We start from the raw sequence: 20,763 nt of genomic DNA on the forward strand, positions 1-20,763 counted from the left end.
ATGTAGGGCGCATTACCGAGCGGCGTAGGACCGCTCCGGTTTTGCGGTCGCCTATTGTCCCGCTCCAGGCTTTCCCCGATGTTCATGGCTTCATGTTGGCCTGGATCAGGGAGGGCATGCCAATGCCGGTATTTATCAGCTATCGCCACGCTGGACGACTCGACGCCTTCATTCTCAACGAGCGCCTGCTGCTCGAAGGCATTACCACACAACTAGTGATGGTCGATAGCCTGGGGCAAACCTTCGACGACCTGCATGGCGGTTTTTGCCAACAACTGGCCGATGCCACGCACTGGGTCGGCGTGCTGACCGCCGGCGACGAGGGAGACTGGTGGACCGCCTGGCTACTCGGCGCAGCCGCAATGACGGGCCGGCGCGTGAGTTTCTATCTGGGCTGCACAGCTGAAGCGCCTTCACGCCTGGGCAAGTGGCCGGTCATGCGCGAGCGCGAGCACATCGACTTGTTCGTGTGGGCCTACCACGACGAGCGGACGTTCGGCCGAGGGATCCACCCCTCGATGCCACGAGGGGGCGCGGCAGATCGGGACAATGCGGACTTCTTCCATGCCGACCTCAAGGCCAAGATCAGGCGCGGCTTCTAAGCGCCAGGCAAGCAGGCTTTAGCAGGGAACGACCGAGTGGCAGCGGGCTGGTCCTGCGATGGCGTCAAACCAGGCCACCGCTATCGCGGGGCAAGCCCGCTCCCACAAAGCTCAACCGCAGCACGCTGGCGCATGCAGCGTTTCTTTATTGATCCTTGGCCTCATCCATCTTCAACACGCCATCCTCGAAGATGTTCAGCTTCTGGCGCAGCTCGCGCGGCTGCATCGGCGTATCGCCCGGTGTCGCGGCCGCACCTGATTCAGCGCCCGCGGGCGGTGCTTCAGCGGCAGGCGGCGCAGCGTCCGGCTTGCCCTGCTCACCCTCGATATCGCGCTGGGCCTTCTTGGTCAGGACGATGATATCGATGCGCCGGTTGACCGGGTTGAACGGGTTGGCCCGGTCGAACAGCGACGACGACGCATAACCGACCACCCGCGCCACCTGTTCATCCGGATAGCCACCAGCGACCAACGCACGACGCGCCGCGTTGGCGCGGTTGGCCGACAGCTCCCAGTTGCCGAAGTCGCCGGTACCGGAGTACGGCTTGGCATCGGTATGGCCACTGATGCTGATCTTGTTCGGCACCGCCTTGATGGTGTCGGCCATCGCCAGCAGGATGTCCTCGAAGTACGGCTGCAAGCGCGCGCTGCCCAGGTCGAACATCGGCCGGTTCTCGGCGTCCATGATCTGGATGCGCAGGCCGTCCTGGGTGATCTCGAACAGGATCTGGTCCTTGAACTTCTGCAGCTGCGGATTTTCCTCGACCTTGTTCTGCAGCTCTTGCAGCAACAGCTCCAGGCGTTCGCGCTCAACCTGCTCCGCCATGGTCTCGACCTTGTCCTTGTCCAGCTGCAGGCTGGTATCAGGCGTCGGCTCGGACTTCTCTTCCGGGTTGATGGTCCTTTCCGGCGCCAACTGCGGCGTGCCGCCCAGGTCGATGATGTACGGGGTGCCGCTCTCGGAGAAACCGATCGGGTCCTTGAAGTAACCGGCGATGGCGATCTTCTGCTCGGGCGTGGCGGTGGACAGCAGCCACAGCACGAGGAAGAACGCCATCATCGCCGTGGCGAAGTCGGCGAAGGCGATCTTCCAGGCCCCGCCGTGGTGGCCGTCGCCAAAGCGCTTGACGCGCTTGACGATGATGGGCTGATTGTTCTCCATGGCTTAGCGACCGCGTACTGCTTGTTCCAGCTCGGCGAAGCTCGGACGGTGCGCCGGGAACAGCACCTTGCGCCCGAATTCCACGGCCAGCGACGGCGGCATGCCGGAGGCCGAGGCCACCAGCGAGGCCTTGATCGCCTCATAGACGTTCAGCTCTTCCTTGGCGTCGTGGCGCAGGGAGTTGGCCAGCGGCCCGAAGAAGCCGTAGGCGGCAAGAATACCGAAGAAGGTACCGACCAGCGCCGCACCCACGTGCAGGCCGATGGACTTCTGGTCGCCGTCCCCCAGCGAGGCCATGGTCACCACGATGCCCAGTACCGCCGCGACGATACCGAAGCCGGGCATGCCGTCGGCGATGCCGGTGACCGCGTGCGACGGGTGCTCGAGCTCTTCCTTCATGCTCAGCAGTTCCATGTCGAACAGGCCTTCGAGCTCATGGGGCGCCATGTTGCCGGTGGACATGATGCGCAGGTAGTCGCAGATGAACGCGGTCATGCGCTCATCGCCGAGTACCGCGGGATATTTGGCGAAGATCGGGCTGGCCGCCGCGTCCTCGATGTCGCCCTCGATGGCCATCATGCCTTCACGACGGCTCTTGTTGAGGATCTCGTACACCAAGCCCAGCACTTCCAGGTAGAAGGTGTGGGTGAAACGGGTGCCGAACATCTTCAGCGACTTCTTGATCACATGCATGGTCATGTAACCAGGGTTGGCCTGGAGGAACGCACCAAAGGCCGCACCGCCGATGATCAGCACCTCGAACGGTTGGATCAGGGCCGCGATCTTGCCGTGGGAAAGCACGTAGCCGCCGAGCACGCTCGCGAATACGACGATGATGCCGATAATTTTAGCCATAAGTTGGAAGCACTTGCTGTCGTGGTCAGGATGGGGGACGGAAGCTTGAAAACTCTTCTTCTACTTATCGGCAGAACTGCGCCAGACTATAGCCACTCATTGCGAAAAGCCAGTTCGGACTGATGTCAATATGCCAATTGAAACCAAGGTGCCAAGTCAGCCGCCATCGAGTCTAGAGGCCTGGGTAAAGCTGCTCGACGGGATTCGAGTACCCGTGCCCAAAGACAGCCACGACCGCGTTCTACAGGCCATCAACGACAGCCGTCGATCCCTGCGCGACATTGCCGAACTGATGCAGGATAGCCCCGCGCTGGTGCTGTGCGTGATGCGCGAGGCCAACCATTCGGCCAATGCCAGCCAGGCCGAGCCCGCCGAAAGCCTGGAAATCGCCCTCAACCGCCTCGGCCTTGCACGCACCAGCCAGCTGCTGGCGCGCCTGCCAGCGCTGCCGGCCGACGAGATCCCGCCGGTGCTGCGCCAGTTCCTGCTGATCAGCCAGCACGCCACGCAACAGGCCAACGGCCTGTTCGCCAGCCGCCTGGCGCGCCTGTGGCAAGAAATCCACTGGGGCAGCCTGCTGTTCCTCTCGCCGATGTGGCCGCTGGCCCTGGCCTACCCCAAGCTGCTCGACACCTGGGAACTGCGGGTTATCCACAAGGGCGAGGACGCCGCCGCAGTCGAGCAGGAGCTGTTCGGAGTGCGCCTGATGCAGCTGTGCCGCAGCCTGGCCGAACACTGGCGCCTGCCCGAGTGGGTCATCCAGGGCTATCGCCTGCTGCTCGAAGAGCGCGAGCAACTGGCCCAGGTGCTGGCCATCGCCCGCGAACAGGACCCACTGGCGCAGCAGCAACGCCTGGATGAACAGCCGGCCCTGCGTCGCTGGTTCAACCAGCCGCCGAACACCGTGTTGCTGGCCAACGGCCTGGCCCTGGCCGCCCAGGTCGGCTGGGACAACCCGCACCTGCTGCGCTGGCAGCTGCTCACCGCGCTATACCTGCAAACCAGCCTGGACGACGTCCAGCAGCAGGTTCACCAGCAGGCCGCGGCCAGTGCCCGCCATCACGCCCGGCATGCCCTGTTCCATCCGGCCGAGGCACTGATCTGGCCGTGGCACCAGCGCCGCCCGCACCCGGACATGCTCACGCCGCCACCGCCCAGCACCGAGGACCTCGGCCGCTGGCGCGCGCTGTGCCAGACCTTGCTGGCCCAGCCCAGCCCATTCAGCAACGGCGTGCACCTGGCCAGTCAGGCCCGCGATGCCTTGCTGGCCTGCGGCATGCAACGGGTGATGCTGTTGAGCCTGGACAAGGCCAGCGACTACCTGCGCGTGCAGCAAACGGCCGGCCTGCCGAAAGAGGCCGCGGCCATGGCGCTGTCGCTGCCACAGCACAAGCTGCTGCAAAAACTGATGAGCAAGGCCGGCCAACTGCGCCTGACGCCAGACAACCACGCCCAGTTCAGCGCCTTGCTGCCGGCGCCGCTGCGCGCCTTCTTCCGTGGTGAACACTTGCTGCTGCGCTCGCTGGCGGTCGGCGACCAGGTGCTGATGCTGGCGGTGGCCGACCAGGCCGGCAAGCCCCTGGCCGATGTCAGCGTGCAGGCCTTCGGTAAAACCGCGCAATGCATCGAGCGCGCCCTGGCCACCTTCGGCAACCGCAATTGATGAGCCTTGCGCTACAATCGCCCCCTTTGCACCCTGGAGACCGTGGATGACTGACTTTTCCGGCTTGCCCCTGGTGATCGAACCCGGGGACCTGCTGCCGCGTCTGGATTCGCCGCAGTTGATCCTGGTCGATCTGACCAGCGTCAACCGCTACGGCAGCGGCCACATCCCCGGGGCCCGTTTCGTCGATCCCAAGCGCACCCAACTGGGCCAGCCACCGGCACCGGGCCTGCTGCCGGCTCGCGCCGACCTGGAAAAACTGTTCGGTGAGCTCGGCCACCGCGACGACGCGGTATACGTGGTGTACGACGACGAAGGCGGCGGCTGGGCCGGGCGCTTCATCTGGCTGCTCGACGTGATCGGCCACAAGGCCTACCACTACCTCAACGGCGGTATCCAGGCCTGGCCGGCGGACACACTGTCCACCGAGGCGCCTGAAAACGCCGACGGCACGGTAAGCCTACGACTGCATGACGAACCCACTGCCACCCGTGAATACCTGCAGAGCCGCCTGGGCGCCACCGATCTGGCTATCTGGGATGCTCGTGCACCTGGAGAGTACCGTGGCGAGAAAGTCCTGGCGGCCAAGGGTGGGCATATTCCCGGCGCGATCAACTTCGAGTGGACCGCCGGCATGGACCTCAACGACCACCTGCGCATCCGCAAGGACATCGCCGAAGTCCTGCAAAACCTGGGCATCACTCCCGACAAGGAAGTGATCACCCATTGCCAGACCCACCACCGCTCCGGTTTCACCTACCTCGTGGCCAAGGCCCTCGGCTATCCACGGGTGAAGGGCTATGCCGGTTCCTGGGGCGAATGGGGCAACCACCCCGACACGCCCGTCGAAGTTTAAGGACGCTCAATGAAATCCCGCTTGTTCATCATCAGCCAGTACCTGCTGCCGCACCACCTGCTGTCGCGGCTGGCCGGCTGCGTCGCCGAGTGCCGCGCGCGCTGGTTCAAGAACGCCTTCACCGCCTGGTTCGCCAAGCGCTACCAGGTGAACATGTCCGAGGCACTGGTCGAAGACCTCAGCGCCTACGAGCACTTCAACGCCTTCTTCACCCGTGCCCTCAAGCCCGGCGCCCGTCCGCTGGACGAGACCCCCGGCGCGATCCTCTGCCCGGCCGACGGCGCGGTCAGCCAGCTCGGCCCGATCGAGCACGGCCGCATCTTCCAGGCCAAGGGCCACGGTTACAGCGCCCTGGAGTTGCTGGGCGGCGACCCGGCCCTGGCCGCGCCGTTCATGGGCGGCGAATTCGCCACCATCTACCTGTCGCCCAAGGACTACCACCGCGTGCACATGCCGCTGGCCGGCACCCTGCGCGAAATGGTCTACGTGCCGGGCCGGCTGTTCTCGGTCAACCAGACCACCGCAGAGAACGTACCGGAGCTGTTCGCCCGCAACGAGCGCGTGGTATGCCTGTTCGACACCGAGCGCGGGCCAATGGCCGTGGTGCTGGTTGGCGCGATGATCGTCGCCTCGATCGAGACTGTCTGGGCCGGCCTGGTCACGCCGCCGAAGCGCGAGCTGAAGACTTTCCGCTATGACGACGCCAGCCGTGCGCCGATCCACCTGGAAAAAGGCGCCGAACTGGGCCGCTTCAAGCTGGGTTCCACCGCCATCGTGCTGTTCGGGCCAGAGCAGGTGAAGTGGGCCGAGAACCTCGGTGCCGGCTCCGCCGTGCGCATGGGTGAGTTGCTGGCGCAACCGGCCCAGGCCTGATTGACTGCTGCAACAAGAAAGGCCCTGCTCAGCAGGGCCTTTTTCATTGGGACCGCTACGCGGTCCATCGCCGGCAAGCCGGCTCCCACAGTGAGAACGCAAACCTCTGTAGGAGCCGGCTTGCCGGCGAAAGGGCTGCAGCGCAGCCCCAAGGCTCAAGATCAACCGCGCGCTTCGCGATCGCGTACGCCGAGCAGGTACAGCACACCATCCAGGCCCAGGGTCGAGATCGCCTGCTTGGCCGACTGACGCACCAGCGGCTTGGCGCGGAAGGCCACCCCCAGGCCGGCCAGGGACAGCATCGGCAGGTCGTTGGCGCCATCGCCCACGGCGATGGTCTGCTCGAGCTGCAGACCTTCTTCACTGGCCAGTTGCTGTAGCAGATCAGCCTTGCGCTGCGCATCGACGATCGGCTCGACGGCCACGCCAGTGACCTTGCCGTCGACCACCTCCAGCTCGTTGGCGAATACGTAGTCAATGCCCAGGCGTGCCTGTACCTGCTTGGCGAAGTAGGAGAAACCGCCGGAAAGGATCGCAGTTTTGTAGCCCAGGCGCTTGAGCTCGGCGAACAGGTGCTCGGCACCCTCGGTCAGGCGCAGCGAGGCGCCAATCTGGTCCAGTACGCCGACGTCCAGGCCCTTGAGCAGCGCCATGCGCTCTTTGAAGCTGGCGCGGAAATCCAGCTCGCCACGCATTGCGCGCTCGGTGATCGCAGCGACCTGTTCACCGACACCGGCAGCCTTGGCCAGCTCGTCGATGACCTCAGCCTCGATCAACGTCGAGTCCATGTCGAACACCGCCAGGCGGCGGTTGCGGCGGAACAGGTCGTCGCGCTGGAAGGCGATGTCGATGTTCAGCTCTTCGGACAGGGCGAAGAAGTCGCCGCGCAGGGCCTGGGCGTCGCTGGCTTCGCCACGCACGGAGATTTCCAGCGCGGACTTGCCCTTCTCGATCTGGGCACCCAGCGCCACGCGGGCCGACAGGCGCTCGATGCGCTCGATAGTCAGGCCGTATTGGCTGATGATGGCGCTGACCCGCTGCAACTGTTGTGGCGTGACTCGGCGGCTGAGCAGGGTGACGATGTGGCGTGCCTCGCCCTGGCTGTCGGCCCAGTGCTGGTAGTCGGCCTCGGAGATCGGCGTGTAGCGCGCCTGCAGGTTCAGCTCATGGGCCTTGGCCTGTACGCTCTGCAGCAGCGCGGTGGCCACCTCGTTGTCGGGGATGTCGACCAGAATGCCGAACGACAGCGTGCCGTGCATGACAGCAAGGCCGATGTCGAGAATGTTCACACCGCCCTGGAGCAGGACGCCGGTGATGGCCGCGGTAAGACCTGGACGGTCCTCCCCAGTGATGTTGATCAGGACGATTTCGCGCAAGACCGGGCTCCAACTCGATGAAAAATGCGCATTCTACCGATTTTCCGTGACCATCGGGTGCCAACGCCACTTTGCCGACAAAACACGTATCGCTATACTGCGCAGCAACTTTCTCGCCATGAAGAGCCGCGCTCTGTGAACCGGCCCACGCCCGTCAAACCCGACAACTTCTTCCTGATGATCTACCGAGCCCTGAGCCAGCGCCGAATCCCCTTGGCCCTGCGTATCGCCAGCCACAATATTTTCCTGGTGGCCCTGGCCCTGGTGATCTATGCCTGCGTCATGGGCCTGCAGTTCAAGCAGGCCATGCATGAGCAGGCCGACGCCGTGGGTCAGAGCCTGACCACGCAGACTGCCACCTCGGCGACCGAGCTGCTGGTGTCCAACGACATCCTCAGCCTCAACGTGCTGCTCGGCAACCTGGTTAAGAACCCGCTGGTGGCCCACGCCGCCATCTACAGCGTGGACAGCCGAATCCTCGCCGAGGCCGGCCAGCGCCCGCGCAACAGCTTGCTGGGCGAAGCCGAGGGCGTGTACCAGACCAAGATCACCTTCCAGGATGTGACTGCCGGCCAGCTGCGTATCAGCCTGGACATGAGCCAGTTCCAGCAGCCGATGCTGATCAGCCTGCAGAGCATGGGCATCCTTGCCGCCATCTTGCTGGCCCTGGCGCTGACCCTGAGCCTGCGCCTCGGGCGCTTCATCTCCACGCCGCTGCTGCAACTGCGCGTATGGCTGCGCGACCCGCACCCCTACACCCCGGCCATCGACCGCCAGGACGAAATCGGCGACCTCGCCCGCCAACTGCACGCGCGCCTGGCCCCGCCGCCGCCGCCGGAGCCCGAAGTCGAGGACGATGAAGACGACTTCGACGAGCTGCCCGCGCCCAAGCCGGCGCCGCGGGCGACGGCCGTTGCCCAGCCTCAGGCCCAGGCCCAGGCCCAGGCGCATGAGGATGACGACGATGCCTTCGCCGACCTGATGGACCCGCAGAGCGAACCGGCCAAGCCGGCCGTGGTCGAGTCCGACGAGCCGCAGCACAGCGCCGTGCTGGCCGTGCAGCTAGGCTCCCAGGAGCAACTGCGGCGCCTGCCGCGTACGCGCCTGACCGAGTTGCTGGAGCGCTACCGCGACTGCCTGGACCAGGCCACCTCGCTGTACGAAGGGGAAATCCACACCCTCAACGACGGCAGTACACTGCTGCTGTTCCACAGCCGTGACAGCGGTGAAGACTACCTGACCAACGCCATCTGCTGCGGCGAACTGCTGCGCGCCCTGGGGCATGCCCTGCAGATCGAGGTGGCCGATAGCGGCATCACCCTGCAATTGCAACTGGGCCTGGTGCTGGCCGACGACCTGCAGGGCTTGGATCAGGTCGATCTGTTGATGACCGAGCAGGCTCAGGACGCCCTGGCCCTGTCACAGCACAGCCGCAACCTGCTGCTGGTGGAGCGCCGTATCAGCGATGATGCTCTGGTCCGCCAGCGTGCCCGCATCCGCCCGATCGCCAGCCCAGAAGGCGCATGCTGCGTGGAACGCCTGATGGAGCCTTACCCGTCGATGCTCGAGCGCCAGCTGGCGCGGATGGACGAGCACCGGGGCTGAGATTTGGGGGTTATGCGATCCCTGTAGGAGCGGCCTTGTGTCGCGAAAGGGGTGCGAAGCGCCCCCAGGATCTTCGTTCTATCTGAAATCCCCTGGGGCTGCTTTGCAGCCCTTTCGCGACACAAGGCCGCTCCTACAGGGGATCGTGCTCCTGGCTGGGACAAGTCACACAAAAAAGCCCGCATCGCTGCGGGCTTTTTTGTGGCTGTCGCCATCAGAAGCGGAACACTTCCATATCGGTGCGAATCGGCGAGGCCATCGGGATCTTCGGCTTCTCCGGTTCTTTCTTCACCTGTACCGGCGCGGCCTGCTTGCGCGGAGTCTCTTCGGCGATGGCCGGCTGGTTGGCCAGCGGCTTGACCGCCGTGCTCAGTTGTTCGGCCAGCTTTTGCAGCAATTGTCCCTGGGCCTGGACCTGGGCCGACTCACTGCCGGCATGCGGCTGCTCGAGGTGAACGATGCGGTTGTCACGCACCTGGCCACGGCGATCGAGCACACGCCACTGGGCATCGAGGATCGCTGGCTGGTCCTTGCCGGAGTCCAGGCGGGTGATCGACAGCAGCACCTGCACGTCCGGGGTGAAGCCGGCGCTGGCCGGTGCCAGGACCACGCGCTGGCTGTCCAGGCGCCAAGCCAGCTGGCGCACCAGCAACTGGTCGATATCCGACGAAAGGCTGCCGGCCCAACGACCGTCGGTCGCAGCGGTCAGACTGCCATCGGTCTGGCGCTGCAAGAAGGTTTCGCGTTGCAGGTAATCGGCCACCGACACGGGGCCAAGCACCACCGCCATGCCCGCCGCCTGGGTCGGCTGGCCGGGTTCACCGCTGTCGAGCTGATACAGGGCGACTGGCTGGTGCATGCTGCACCCACTCAGGCCCAGCAGGCCAGTCATCAGCAGCGCAAATGGAAGGCGCAGAAATTTCATTCATCCCATCCAGGCGGTCGTCACGGACAGACCGCAGTGATACTCGTGTAGATTCAATCGGGCACTCGGCCACGCCGGCGCCGCAAGGGCCCTATCATCCGCGAAATAGCCGCCAGACTCCAGCATTTCCGCCTCAAGCGGCGCCGAAAGCGCCGCTGCGGACGGCCCATTCACTCAAGCGGGGGTTTCCACCAGCAAGGCATCGACGCGCTGGAAACCACGCGGCAATTTGCTACCACGACGCCCACGCTCGCCCTTGTAATGCTCCAGGTCATCCGGCTTGAGCGACAGCGTACGCTTGCCGGCCTGCAATACCAGGGTCGCCCCCTCGCTGATCACCGCGAGGTCGGTGACATACTCTTCGCGACTGGCCACCCGGTCGCCCGGCACGCCAATGATCTTGTTGCCCTTGCCCTTGCCCAGCTGCGGCAGGTCGGCCACCTTGAACACCAGCAGGCGGCCCTCGGTGGTCACCGCGGCCAGCCAATCCTGCTCGCGGTTGGTCACCGGGCGTGGGGTCATGACCTTGGCGCCATTGGGCAGGCTGAGCAGACCCTTGCCGGCCTTGTTCTTGGCTTGCAGGTCCTCGCCCTTGACCACGAAGCCGTAACCGGCGTCGGAGCCGACCACATACAGCGCATCGTCCTCGGGCAGCAGCACGCACTCGAAGGTAGCGCCCGGCGGCGGCGTCAGGCGACCGGTCAGCGGCTCGCCCTGGCCACGGGCCGACGGCAGGCTATGGGCGGCCAGCGAGTAGCTGCGGCCGGTGGAATCGATCAGCACCGCGAACTGGTTGGAGCGGCCGGCGGCGGCGGCCTTGAAGCCATCGCCCGCCTTGTACGACAGCCCCGTGGCGTCGATATCGTGGCCCTTGGCGCAGCGCACCCAGCCTTTCTCCGACAGCACCACGGTGACCGGCTCGGTGGGCATCAGCTCGTTTTCCGACAGGGCCTTGGCCTCGGCACGCTCGACGATCGGCGAGCGGCGATCGTCGCCGTAGGTTTCGGCATCTTCCAGCAGCTCGCTGCGTACCAGCTTGCGCAGCTTGGCATCGCTGCCCAGCAGGGTGGTCAGGCGCTTCTGTTCCTTGAGCAGTTCGTCCTGCTCGCCACGGATCTTCATCTCTTCCAGGCGGGCCAGCTGGCGCAGGCGCGTCTCGAGGATGTAGTCGGCCTGGATCTCGGTCAGGTCGAAGCGGGCGATCAACGCCTGCTTGGGGTGCTCCTCGGTGCGGATGATGTGGATTACTTCATCCAGGTTGAGGAACGCGGTGAGCAAGCCATCCAACAGGTGCAGGCGCCGCTCGACCTTGTCCAGGCGGTGCTGCAGGCGGCGACGAACGGTGCCGACCCGGTACTCCAACCATTCCAGCAGCAGCTGGCGCAGGTTCTTCAACTGCGGCCGGCCGTCGAGGCCGATGATGTTGACGTTGACCCGGTAGGTGCTTTCCAGGTCGGTGGTGGCAAACAGGTGCTGCATCAGCTCGGCGGCATCCACTCGGTTGGAGCGCGGGATGATGACAATGCGGCAGGGGTTTTCGTGGTCCGACTCGTCGCGCAGGTCGGCGACCATCGGCAGCTTCTTGGCCTGCATCTGCGCGGCGATCTGCTCCAGCACCTTGGCCCCGGAGACCTGGTGCGGCAGCGCGGTGACGACGATGTCGCCATCCTCGATGCGGTACACCGCGCGCATGCGGATCGAGCCCTTGCCGCTCTCGTACATCTTCAGGATGTCGGCGCGCGGGGTGACGATCTCGGCTTCGGTCGGGTAGTCCGGGCCCTGGATATGTTCACAGAGCTGCTCGAGGGTGGCCTTGGGCTCGTCGAGCAAGCGCACGCAGGCGCTGGCTACTTCCCGCAGGTTGTGCGGCGGCACGTCGGTGGCCATGCCCACGGCGATGCCGGTGGTGCCGTTGAGCAGGATGTTCGGCAGGCGCGCCGGCAGCACGGCCGGCTCCTGCAGGGTGCCGTCGAAGTTCGGCACCCAGTCGACGGTGCCCTGGCCCAGCTCGCTGAGCAGTACCTCGGAGTAGCGCGACAGGCGCGCCTCGGTGTAACGCATGGCGGCGAACGACTTCGGATCGTCCGGCGCACCCCAGTTGCCCTGGCCGTCGACCAGGGTGTAGCGGTAGCTGAACGGCTGGGCCATCAGCACCATGGCCTCGTAGCAGGCCGAGTCGCCGTGGGGGTGGAACTTGCCGAGCACGTCGCCGACGGTACGCGCCGACTTCTTGTGCTTGGAATCGGCGTCGAGCCCCAACTCGCTCATGGCATAGACGATGCGCCGCTGCACCGGCTTGAGGCCGTCACCGATATGCGGCAGGGCGCGGTCCATGATCACGTACATGGAGTAGTTGAGGTAGGCCTGTTCGGTGAAGTCAGCCAGGGAACGGCGTTCGACGCCTTCGAGACTGAGTTCGAGTGAGTCGCTCATGCGGGCCTCGTCATTTCAGGTTCTGGCGCAGCAGCATGGTGCCGCCGCGCTGGGTAAATTCAAGTTGTTTCAGGGCGCTCATGCCCAGCAGCACGGCCTGGCCATCCAGGCCGGGCACCACCAAGGCGCGCACGTCGCGCAGCTGGATATCGCCTAGCCGTAGGCTATCGAGCCGGGTGCGGTAACCCTCGGTACGGCCATTGGCGGTGCTCAGTTGCACCGCTGCGCCACGGACCAGGTCCAGATCGCGCGCCAGGGCCTCGGGGATCGCCACATCGGTGGCGCCGGTGTCGAGCATGAAATGCACCACCTGGCCATTGATCGCGCCATCGGCGACGAAATGCCCCTGGCCATTGCTCAGCAGACGCACCTCGATGAAACCGTCGCCCTTTTCGCTGCGCACCACGCTATTGGGATTCTGCTGGCGGTCTTCCCACTGGCCGAAAAAGCGCGTGGCAAGGAACATCGCCGCCGCCCAGGCGACGATCAGCAACACCCTGCCCGCGCGCTTGCCCGGCGGCTGGCTCATGGCCGGGCGCTCCAGCCACCTTGCGGCGCGGCGAAGCGCCAGACCACCGGCCGGCTTTCACCGTCGGCGCGCGGACGATCGTTGTTGTCCACGCCAATCCAGGCTCCATCCTTGTCGATAACCAGAGCTTCGGTCAGGCCATAGGCCTGGTCGTAGCGCCGGCTGTCCTGCAACGCTTCGGCGGCGAACGACCAGCAACGCTCCACCGCGCCACTGTCGGCGTCACGCCGGCAGATGCGATAGGCATTACGCTCGAGGGTGTACAACTTGCCCTCGAACCAGGCCAGGTCGGCGAAATCCCGCGCTACCGGACGCGCGCCGGGAAACTGCGGCGGCTGCATCTCGACCCCGGCCTCGCTGAGCAGTACGCAGCTGCGCCCGCAGGTCCACACCGACTGCTGGCGCTGCACCGACAACAGCCCGCGGCGCTCGCGCTCGGCGGCCAGCCACAGGCGGTCGCCCGCCGGGTTGATCGCCAGGCCTTCGAACAACGCATTGAAGTGCAGCAGCATGCCGCTGGCCCGCGCCTGGCGGACCATGGCCTGATCGATGCGCAACCAGTCCGGTTCGCCTTCCACTGGCAACTGCAGCACTGCGGCGTGGGCCTCGCTGACGATCAGGATATTGCCAACCTGGTCACAGGTGATGCCTTCGAAATCCAGCGCGCCGCCTCGGATATAGGACGCCGCCCAGTTGCGCGACTTCAGCCCCCAGGGCAGGCCGGTGTCCGGTGCCTCGGGCGGGGTGAAGGTCAGCGGCTGGGCATGCCAGGGGCCAGGCTCCTGGTCGAGTCGGTAGATGCGGTCGTCGTCGCGGTCGGACACCGCCCACAACGCACCGCGACAGAACGCCAGGCCCGACAGGTTGCCACCGCGCATGCCTTCGACCACGTGTTCGCTGCTCAGCTTGAGCTCTGGCCAGCTGTCCGCCTGGGCCTGCAGGGCGCACAACGCCAGGCAGGCCGCCAGCAGCAGACGCATCAAACCAGGACCTCGGCCAGGTTGCCTTTGGTCTCCAGCCAGTTCTTGCGGTCGCCTGCACGCTTCTTGGCCAGCAGCATGTCCATGATCTCGGTGGTGCCCGCCAGGTCGTCCAGGGTCAACTGCACCAGACGGCGGGTGTTCGGGTCCATGGTGGTTTCGCGCAGTTGCGGCGGGTTCATCTCGCCCAGGCCCTTGAAGCGAGTAACCTGCGGCTTGCCGCGTTTCTTCTCGGCGACCAGGCGATCGAGGATGCCATCACGCTCGGCGTCGTCCAGGGCGTAGTAGATTTCCTTGCCCAGGTCGATGCGGTACAGCGGCGGCATGGCCACGTAGACGTGCCCGGCCTCGACCAACGGACGGAAGTGCTGGACGAACAGCGCGCACAGCAAGGTGGCGATGTGCAGGCCGTCGGAGTCGGCGTCGGCGAGGATGCAGATCTTGCCATAGCGCAGTTGGCTGAGGTCGGTGGCGCCGGGGTCGACGCCGATGGCCACGGCGATGTTGTGCACCTCCTGGCTGGCCAGGACCTCGCCACCATCGACCTCCCAGGTGTTGAGGATCTTGCCGCGCAGCGGCAGGATCGCCTGGTACTCCTTGTCCCGTGCCTGCTTGGCCGAACCACCGGCCGAGTCACCCTCGACCAGGAACAGCTCGGCGCGCATCGGGTCCTGTCCGGCGCAGTCGGCCAGCTTGCCCGGCAGCGCCGGGCCCTGGGTGATGCGCTTGCGCTCGACCTTCTTGCTCGCCTTCAGGCGGCGGCCAGCATTGCTGATGGCCAGCTCCGCCAGTTGCATGCCCAGCTCGGGATGGGCGTTGAGCCACAGGCTGAAGGCGTCCTTGACCACGCCGGAGACGAACGCCGCCGCCTCGCGGGACGACAGGCGTTCCTTGGTCTGGCCGGAAAACTGCGGTTCCTGCATTTTCATCGACAGCACGAAGCTGATTCGCTCCCAGACGTCCTCGGGGGCCAACTTGACCCCGCGCGGCAGCAGGTTGCGGAACTCGCAGAACTCGCGCATGGCATCCAGCAGGCCCTGGCGCAGGCCGTTGACGTGGGTACCGCCCTGGGCGGTGGGGATCAGGTTGACGTAGCTTTCCTGAATGCTGTCGCCGCCCTCGGGCAGCCACAACAGAGCCCAGTCCACGGCTTCCTTGTTACCGGCCAGGCTGCCGCAGAACGGCTCGTCGGGCAGGCGCTGGAACTCGCTGACCGAATCGACCAGGTAGGAGCGCAGACCGTCCTCGTAGTGCCACTCGACCTTCTCGCCGGTGCCCTTGTCCTCGAAGCTGATGGACAGCCCCGGGCACAATACCGCCTTGGCCTTGAGCACGTGCTTGAGGCGGCTGATGGAGAACTTCGGCGAATCGAAGTACTTCGGATCGGGGCTGAAGTACACGCTGGTGCCGGTGTTGCGCTTGCCGACGGTGCCGACCACTTCCAGCTCGCTGGCCTTGAAGCCGTCGGCAAAGGTCATCTGGTACTCGTTACCGTCGCGCTTTACGCGCACGCGGACCTGGCTCGACAGGGCGTTGACCACCGAGATGCCGACACCGTGCAGGCCGCCGGAGAACTGGTAGTTCTTGTTGGAGAACTTGCCACCGGCGTGCAGCTTGGTAAGGATCAACTCGACACCGGATACGCCCTCCTCGGGGTGGATGTCCACCGGCATGCCGCGGCCATCGTCGCTGACTTCCAGCGAGTGGTCGGCGTGGAGGATCACCTGCACGGACCGTGCGTGGCCTGCCAGGGCCTCGTCGACGCTGTTGTCGATGACTTCCTGGGCCAGGTGGTTGGGCCGGCTGGTGTCGGTGTACATGCCCGGCCGCTTGCGGACCGGGTCAAGGCCCGAGAGGACTTCGATGGCGTCTGCGTTATAGGCGCTAGCGCTGGGATTGGCCATGGGTTCTCGTCGTCAGTCTGGTGAGTGCAAAAGTCAAAATACAGAAAAATCCAGCGCCGCATACTGCCCGCGGGCAATACCGGCGAACGCCAGCAGGGCCGGCAGCTGTGCGGCGAAGCCCTGGTAGCTGTGGTCGCCACCGGCCTGGATACGCAGGGCGCAGGCGCGGTAGTAGTGCTCGGCCTGGCGATAGTCCAGCGTTTCATCGGCGGTCTGCAACCACACTTGATAGCGAGCGGCATCCTGCGGTGCCGGCACTTCCAGTTCGGCCAGGGCGTCCACGTGGTCGTGGGTGAGCTCCCAGGCTTCATCGGTATAGAGGTTGCGCTGGGTGCCGAGGTAGCCGTCGAACAGCCGGTGCGGGGCCACCGCCGGGTTGACCAGCAACGCCTTGAGCGCGTGGCGCTCGGCCAGATGGGTGGCATAGTAGCCGCCGAGGGAGCTGCCGACCAGCAGCGGCGCACCCAGCTCACCGATGGCTGCCTCCAGCTGGGCGATAGCCTGGCGCGGGTGGTGGTGCAAGGCCGGGACGCGCAGTTGCTCGGACAGGCCGAGCTGCTGCATCACCGCCTCGAGCTGACGGGCTTTCTTCGACAGCGGCGAGCTGTTGAAGCCATGGATATAGAGGATGGAACCCGACATGCTGCCCCCGAACGCAAAGACGCGCAGTGTAGCGTGTTCGATGGTCATTGGCGCAGCCTGGGGATTTTCGCAACAAAATCTTCAAATGACAGGGGCAACTGCGCGGCCCTTCAGTAGCCGGGGCTGTCGAAATCCAGCTTCACCACGAAATCCCGCGCCCGCTCTACCCCGGTCTCCAACCGCCCGTCGGCATGCAGACGCAGCCAGCGGTAACCCGGCTGTTCCTCGCTGACCTTGAAGTCCTCGCTGCGCGGCGCGAACTGGATGCAGGTCGAAGGCGTGGCAAGGAAACGGATGCCGTCACGCACTTCGTCCCATTCCTGGTGGATATGCCCCCACAGCAGCGCCTTCACCTGTGGATAGCTGCGCAGACGCCGCAGCAGCTCATCGGCATTACGCAGCCCGATCGGCTTGATCCAGGCGCACCCGATATCCACCGGCTGGTGATGGCAGCACACCAGGCAATGGCGCTCGCCCGCACCGTTCAGCGCCTGGTCCAGCACGAGCAGCTGGTCGTCGGCCAGCAGACCGAAGGTGGCACCGACCACTGCCGAGTCGAGCATGACGATGCGCCAGGCGCCGATATCGGTCACTGCCTGCACCAGTTCCGGCGCCACCTCGGTCATGACCCGCGCCTCGTCATGGTTACCCGGCAGCCAGCGCGCTGGCGCGCCGAGCGTCGACGTCAACTCGCCAAAGGCCACGTAGGATTCGACGCTGGCATCCTGGGAAAGATCGCCCGTGCACAGCAGCAGGTCGATGCGCGGTTGTTCGCGGCGTACCTGGCCGACCACGTGCCCGAGGCTTGCGCGGGTATTGAGGCCCAGCAAGGTGCCCGCCGGGTCGGCGAACAGATGGGCATCGGTCAGTTGCACCACATGGACAGGTGACGGGGGTGAAAGTGGTTGCGGCAACGGCCGTCTCCTCGAACGGATTCAGCACGGATTATGGCGGCGGATTGCTTTCGAGCAAATACTCGAAACCGACGCGCATCACATTTCAGCGCACGGCTTCCAGTTCGTGGCCGCAGGCCAGGCAGTGGCTCAGCCATTCACCGAGGAACAGATTGAGCTGGGCCTTCTCGTCCGGCTGGTGCATCGCCGTGTTGGGATAGGGGTAGATGCTGCGCAGGCGACGCGCATGCTCGGCACTGACCACCTCGGCCATGCGCGCGTCATGGTAGACCTGCACCTCCAGCTCGGGCACCGGCAGCCAGGGCAGGCTGTGCTCCTGGCGCACCTTGAGCGTGGTGGTGTAGGGGCAGGCCAATAGCACTTCAAGCACCAGCACACCGAGCATCTGGTCGCCCTGGGTCATGCCGATACGGCGCGAGCTCTGCGTAGTGCGCATGTCAGGCAACAGGCGCATCAGGCGGGCATAGTTGGCCTCGCAGGCCGATTGCAGCCCGACCAGGTCGACCCGATAGCGCTCGCGCAGCAGGTTCACTTCCACATACCTCGTACTTCGTCTCGGTTCAGCGCCAGCCATTGCAACCCGATGATCGTGGCGGCGTTGCAGATACGCCCGTCGCGTACGGCCTGCAGGGCATCCTCGAACGACCATACGCGCACGCGAATGTCCTCGCTTTCTTCTTCCAGGCCATGCAGGCCACCGGCACCCTCGCTGATGCAACGGCCCAGGAACAGGTGGACGTACTCGTCGCTGCCGCCCGGTGACGGAAAGTACCTGGTCATTGGCCACAGCGCCGAGAAGGTCAGGCCCGCTTCTTCCTCGGCTTCGCGGTGGGCAACCTCCTCGGGTTGCTCGTCCTTGTCGATCAGCCCGGCGACCATCTCGATCAGCCAGGGGTTGGCCACCTTGCCCATGGCGCCAACGCGAAACTGCTCGATCAGCACCACCTCGTCGCGCTGAGGATCGTAGGGCAGCACGCAGACCGCGTCATGGCGCACGAACAGTTCACGGGTGAACTCGCGGCTCATGCCCCCGGCAAACAATTCGTGGCGCAGGTGCAGCTTGTCGAGCTTGTAAAAGCCCTTGAACAATGGCTCCCGCCGCGCGATCTCGACCTGCGTCGGTACTGAATTCAACGTGTCCGTCATGCCAACTCCTTGATACCTCGTTTACCGCATCGCGCAATCCTACTCTGCCAACCGCCCGGTTTCACCCCTTTGCGTCGACCGTTCGGGCGGCCGGGACAGGCGCGACGCTCTCTGTTAGCTTAGTGGCGAACCGAAGGCCGCGCAGGCGGTCCAAGGCCGATCATCACTGCCCCGCAAGGATCAACATGAGGCTAGTCAAACTGACTTCCGTGGCCGTTCTGGCACTGGCGCTCGGCGCCTGCCAGAGCCTGTTCACGCCCAACTACCGGGCCCCGCTCGAGGTCAAGCGCGAGGCCTGGGAGCACGTGAAACCCGGCTGCAGCGAAAGCGACTGCCCGCTGGTGAACATCGACACCGTGCACTTCCCGGCGCTGCCGAAACTCGACGCCATCGTCGAGAAACGCCTGCTGCAACTGACCGAGGACAACCAGCGCGGCACTGCGCCAAGCTCGCTGCAAGCCTATGAACAGGCTTACCTGGCCCGCGCCGACAAACGCAACAGCAGCTACCTGCAGGCCAAGGTACGCGAACAGCATGACGGGCTGGTGATCGTCGAGCTGTCCAGCTACCTCGACAGCGGCGGCGCCCACGGCATGCCGGGGCGTGGCTTCATCAACTACTCGCGCAAGCTGGACAAGGTGCTGACCCTGGATGACATGCTACTGCCCGGCCAGGCCGCGACCTTCTGGAAGACCGCCGAGGAGTCCCACCGGGCCTGGCTGATCAGCACCGGCATGGACAAGGACCCCGAGTTCGTCAAGACCTGGCCGTTCAAGCAGTCGCCGCACATCGCCCTGACCTACGGCGCGCTGATCGTGAAGTACGAGGTCTATGCCATCGCGCCCTACTCCATGGGCCACGTCGAGCTGAAGATCCCCTACCCGCGCCTCAACGGCGTGCTCAAGCCCGAGCTGTTTCCCGGCCGTGGCTGATCGCTAGCAGCCGGTATAGCCCCCCTGCCAGCAGCAGTGCCGGCAGGGTCGCGCCCAACTGCGGCGCCAGGTTGGCCATCAGGTGATAAGCCACCACCCCTGCCGTCCAGGCCAGCAGCGCCTGCCAGCGCAGCCCCTCGACCAGCGTCGGCGAACGCCGACGACGCACCACGAAGTGGTCCATCAGCACCACACCGAACAACGGCGCGAACACCGAACCGATCAGCAGCAGGAAATTCTGATACTGGGCCAACGGCGCCAGCAGGGCGATCAGCGTGCACAGCACGCCGATAGCCAAGGCCAGGTGCTCGACCTTCATTTTCACCAGCAGGCCAGTGGACACTGCCGCCGAGTGGATATCGGCAAAGGCGTTTTCCGTCTCGTCCAGCAGGATCAGCAGCAATGGAATTCCCAGCCCGGCGCCGGCCAGTGCCAGCAGCAGGGCATTTACCTCGCCGCTGGGCGCGAACGCCAAGGTGTAGGCCACGCCCAGGCTCATCAGCCAGGCATTGCCGATGAAGAAGCCCAGCGCGGTACCGCCGAACACCCGGCTGGCACGCTGGCCGAAGCGCGAGTAGTCGGCGATCAGCGGCAACCATGACAGCGGCATGGCAATCACGATATCAAAGCCCAGGGCCAGGGACAGCGAGCCATCACCCGGGCGGCGCCACAGCGCGGCCAGGTCGGCCTTGGCAAACAGGTTCCAGGTCAGCCAGACGCAGGCGCCGAGCAACAGCCAGATCCCCCACTTGCGCAGCACCTTGCGCACGAACGCCAGTGGCCCGCTGACCGCCAACAGGGTGGCCAGGACGCCGAAGCACAGGGTCCACAGCAGCGTGCTGCTCCAGCCGCTGCCCTCGCCGAACGCGCGTGCGCCCAGCAGGCTCGCGGCATCGCGCATGACGATGATCTCGAACGAACCCCAGCCGATCAGTTGCAGCAGATTGAGCACGGCCGGCAGGCGCGCGCCGTGGCTACCGAGCGTGAGGCGCAAGGTCGCCATGGCCGACAGGCCGGTATCGCTGCCGATTACCCCCACCGCGGCCAGCAGCAATACCCCCACCGCCGTGCCCAAGGTGATCGCCAGGATCGAGCCCGCCAGGCCCAGGCCCGGCGCCAGCAGGCCGCCGACCTGCAGGACCATCAGGCCGATACCGAGGGAGAACCACAGCGAGAACAGGTCGCGGGCGCCGAACTGGCGATGGTGGGTGGGGACGGGGTGGTCGGGGGAGAAGTGGCTAGTTGAAGTCATGGGGAAGTTCGCCGGAATGTTGGGGGTGGCGTTGGCGAGGACTAGGTCCTCGTTTCGCGGCACAAGGCCGCTCCTACAGGGAGTTGCGGTCTCCTGTAGGAGCGGCCTTGTGCC

At 65.4% G+C, this 20,763-nt stretch carries 19 protein-coding genes; 6 read left to right on the forward strand and 13 right to left on the reverse strand.

The annotated features are described in order from the left end of the window. Window positions 1-122 precede the first annotated feature (122 nt). Window positions 123-602 carry a molecular chaperone Tir gene (locus tag E3U47_RS07200; RefSeq protein ID WP_134690302.1) on the forward strand — a complete coding sequence of 160 codons (480 nt, stop codon included), beginning with the start codon at window positions 123-125 and terminating at the stop codon, window positions 600-602. Window positions 603-747: 145 nt separating this feature from the next. On the opposite strand, the gene motB is transcribed toward E3U47_RS07200, so the two are convergent. Together motB and motA are read right to left on the reverse strand one after the other, a co-directional pair. After that, window positions 748-1,764, reverse strand: coding sequence for a flagellar motor protein MotB (motB, locus tag E3U47_RS07205; RefSeq protein ID WP_134690303.1), 1,017 nt, complete (start codon window positions 1,762-1,764; stop codon window positions 748-750). Between the two features lie 3 nt (window positions 1,765-1,767). Then, on the reverse strand, window positions 1,768-2,619 hold the full coding sequence (gene motA, locus E3U47_RS07210) for a flagellar motor stator protein MotA (protein WP_134690304.1): 852 nt from the start codon (window positions 2,617-2,619) through the stop codon (window positions 1,768-1,770). Between the two features lie 130 nt (window positions 2,620-2,749). Here motA and E3U47_RS07215 point away from each other — a divergent pair, with 130 nt between their 5' ends. The 3 genes from E3U47_RS07215 to asd are packed head-to-tail and all read left to right on the forward strand — an operon-like array spanning window position 2,750 to window position 6,011. Then, window positions 2,750-4,282: an HDOD domain-containing protein gene (locus E3U47_RS07215; protein WP_134690305.1), complete on the forward strand. Its 1,533-nt coding sequence runs from the start codon at window positions 2,750-2,752 to the stop codon at window positions 4,280-4,282. 46 nt (window positions 4,283-4,328) lie between these two features. Continuing rightward, window positions 4,329-5,138, forward strand: coding sequence for a thiosulfate sulfurtransferase (gene rhdA, locus E3U47_RS07220; protein WP_134690306.1), 810 nt, complete (start codon window positions 4,329-4,331; stop codon window positions 5,136-5,138). Window positions 5,139-5,147: 9 nt separating this feature from the next. Further along, a complete protein-coding gene (asd, locus tag E3U47_RS07225; RefSeq protein WP_134690307.1) occupies window positions 5,148-6,011 on the forward strand; it encodes an archaetidylserine decarboxylase in 864 nt (287 codons plus the stop codon). Window positions 6,012-6,172: 161 nt separating this feature from the next. On the opposite strand, the gene serB is transcribed toward asd, so the two are convergent. Beyond that, window positions 6,173-7,387: a phosphoserine phosphatase SerB gene (gene serB, locus E3U47_RS07230; RefSeq protein ID WP_134690308.1), complete on the reverse strand. Its 1,215-nt coding sequence runs from the start codon at window positions 7,385-7,387 to the stop codon at window positions 6,173-6,175. A 135-nt stretch (window positions 7,388-7,522) separates the two neighbouring features. Here serB and E3U47_RS07235 point away from each other — a divergent pair, with 135 nt between their 5' ends. Next, window positions 7,523-8,992, forward strand: coding sequence for a histidine kinase (locus E3U47_RS07235; protein WP_134690309.1), 1,470 nt, complete (start codon window positions 7,523-7,525; stop codon window positions 8,990-8,992). Window positions 8,993-9,206: 214 nt separating this feature from the next. Here E3U47_RS07235 and E3U47_RS07240 read toward each other — a convergent pair whose 3' ends face one another. The 9 genes from E3U47_RS07240 to E3U47_RS07280 form a co-directional block, all read right to left on the reverse strand. After that, complete coding sequence (locus E3U47_RS07240; protein WP_134690310.1) at window positions 9,207-9,917, reverse strand: membrane integrity-associated transporter subunit PqiC; 711 nt, start codon at window positions 9,915-9,917, stop codon at window positions 9,207-9,209. Between the two features lie 174 nt (window positions 9,918-10,091). Further along, window positions 10,092-12,350, reverse strand: a complete 2,259-nt coding sequence (gene parC, locus E3U47_RS07245) for a DNA topoisomerase IV subunit A (protein ID WP_134690311.1) — start codon at window positions 12,348-12,350, stop codon at window positions 10,092-10,094. 10 nt (window positions 12,351-12,360) lie between these two features. Then, complete coding sequence (locus E3U47_RS07250; protein ID WP_134690312.1) at window positions 12,361-12,879, reverse strand: TIGR02281 family clan AA aspartic protease; 519 nt, start codon at window positions 12,877-12,879, stop codon at window positions 12,361-12,363. Continuing rightward, window positions 12,876-13,862, reverse strand: a complete 987-nt coding sequence (locus E3U47_RS07255) for an esterase-like activity of phytase family protein (protein WP_134690313.1) — start codon at window positions 13,860-13,862, stop codon at window positions 12,876-12,878. Before E3U47_RS07255 ends, E3U47_RS07250 begins: the two co-directional genes overlap by 4 nt. Next, window positions 13,859-15,763, reverse strand: coding sequence for a DNA topoisomerase IV subunit B (parE, locus tag E3U47_RS07260; RefSeq protein WP_134690314.1), 1,905 nt, complete (start codon window positions 15,761-15,763; stop codon window positions 13,859-13,861). The genes E3U47_RS07255 and parE overlap by 4 nt, the downstream gene beginning before the upstream one ends. A gap of 33 nt (window positions 15,764-15,796) precedes the next feature. After that, window positions 15,797-16,405: a YqiA/YcfP family alpha/beta fold hydrolase gene (locus E3U47_RS07265; RefSeq protein WP_134690315.1), complete on the reverse strand. Its 609-nt coding sequence runs from the start codon at window positions 16,403-16,405 to the stop codon at window positions 15,797-15,799. 110 nt (window positions 16,406-16,515) lie between these two features. Continuing rightward, window positions 16,516-17,319 (reverse strand): 3',5'-cyclic-AMP phosphodiesterase, encoded by an 804-nt coding sequence (gene cpdA / locus E3U47_RS07270; RefSeq protein ID WP_134690316.1) that lies wholly within the window; start codon window positions 17,317-17,319, stop codon window positions 16,516-16,518. An 85-nt stretch (window positions 17,320-17,404) separates the two neighbouring features. After that, complete coding sequence (locus E3U47_RS07275; protein WP_023630808.1) at window positions 17,405-17,857, reverse strand: DUF1249 domain-containing protein; 453 nt, start codon at window positions 17,855-17,857, stop codon at window positions 17,405-17,407. Further along, window positions 17,848-18,465 carry an NUDIX domain-containing protein gene (locus E3U47_RS07280; RefSeq protein ID WP_134690317.1) on the reverse strand — a complete coding sequence of 206 codons (618 nt, stop codon included), beginning with the start codon at window positions 18,463-18,465 and terminating at the stop codon, window positions 17,848-17,850. Before E3U47_RS07280 ends, E3U47_RS07275 begins: the two co-directional genes overlap by 10 nt. A 185-nt stretch (window positions 18,466-18,650) precedes the next feature. Here E3U47_RS07280 and E3U47_RS07285 point away from each other — a divergent pair, with 185 nt between their 5' ends. Next, window positions 18,651-19,397, forward strand: coding sequence for an RsiV family protein (locus tag E3U47_RS07285; protein WP_134690318.1), 747 nt, complete (start codon window positions 18,651-18,653; stop codon window positions 19,395-19,397). Here the strand turns inward: E3U47_RS07285 and cytX are convergent. After that, a complete protein-coding gene (cytX, locus tag E3U47_RS07290; RefSeq protein WP_134690319.1) occupies window positions 19,366-20,649 on the reverse strand; it encodes a putative hydroxymethylpyrimidine transporter CytX in 1,284 nt (427 codons plus the stop codon). The two genes, E3U47_RS07285 and cytX, sit on opposite strands and share 32 nt — an antisense overlap. Between the last annotated feature and the right edge of the window lie 114 nt (window positions 20,650-20,763).

The organism is Pseudomonas sp. RIT623, assembly GCF_004519305.1.
GTDB lineage: Bacteria > Pseudomonadota > Gammaproteobacteria > Pseudomonadales > Pseudomonadaceae > Aquipseudomonas.

Excerpts from the sequence above, each read along its gene's own strand:
- E3U47_RS07200 (WP_134690302.1), top strand. The coding sequence starts at position 123 with ATGCCGGTATTTATCAGCTATCGCCACGCTGGACGACTCGACGCCTTC.
- motB (WP_134690303.1), bottom strand. The coding sequence starts at position 1,764 with ATGGAGAACAATCAGCCCATCATCGTCAAGCGCGTCAAGCGCTTTGGC.
- motA (WP_134690304.1), bottom strand. The coding sequence starts at position 2,619 with ATGGCTAAAATTATCGGCATCATCGTCGTATTCGCGAGCGTGCTCGGC.
- E3U47_RS07215 (WP_134690305.1), top strand. The coding sequence starts at position 2,750 with ATGCCAATTGAAACCAAGGTGCCAAGTCAGCCGCCATCGAGTCTAGAG.
- rhdA (WP_134690306.1), top strand. The coding sequence starts at position 4,329 with ATGACTGACTTTTCCGGCTTGCCCCTGGTGATCGAACCCGGGGACCTG.
- asd (WP_134690307.1), top strand. The coding sequence starts at position 5,148 with ATGAAATCCCGCTTGTTCATCATCAGCCAGTACCTGCTGCCGCACCAC.
- E3U47_RS07240 (WP_134690310.1), bottom strand. The coding sequence starts at position 9,917 with ATGAAATTTCTGCGCCTTCCATTTGCGCTGCTGATGACTGGCCTGCTG.
- parC (WP_134690311.1), bottom strand. The coding sequence starts at position 12,350 with ATGAGCGACTCACTCGAACTCAGTCTCGAAGGCGTCGAACGCCGTTCC.
- E3U47_RS07250 (WP_134690312.1), bottom strand. The coding sequence starts at position 12,879 with ATGAGCCAGCCGCCGGGCAAGCGCGCGGGCAGGGTGTTGCTGATCGTC.
- parE (WP_134690314.1), bottom strand. The coding sequence starts at position 15,763 with ATGGCCAATCCCAGCGCTAGCGCCTATAACGCAGACGCCATCGAAGTC.
- E3U47_RS07265 (WP_134690315.1), bottom strand. The coding sequence starts at position 16,405 with ATGTCGGGTTCCATCCTCTATATCCATGGCTTCAACAGCTCGCCGCTG.
- E3U47_RS07280 (WP_134690317.1), bottom strand. The coding sequence starts at position 18,465 with ATGACGGACACGTTGAATTCAGTACCGACGCAGGTCGAGATCGCGCGG.
- E3U47_RS07285 (WP_134690318.1), top strand. The coding sequence starts at position 18,651 with ATGAGGCTAGTCAAACTGACTTCCGTGGCCGTTCTGGCACTGGCGCTC.
- cytX (WP_134690319.1), bottom strand. The coding sequence starts at position 20,649 with ATGACTTCAACTAGCCACTTCTCCCCCGACCACCCCGTCCCCACCCAC.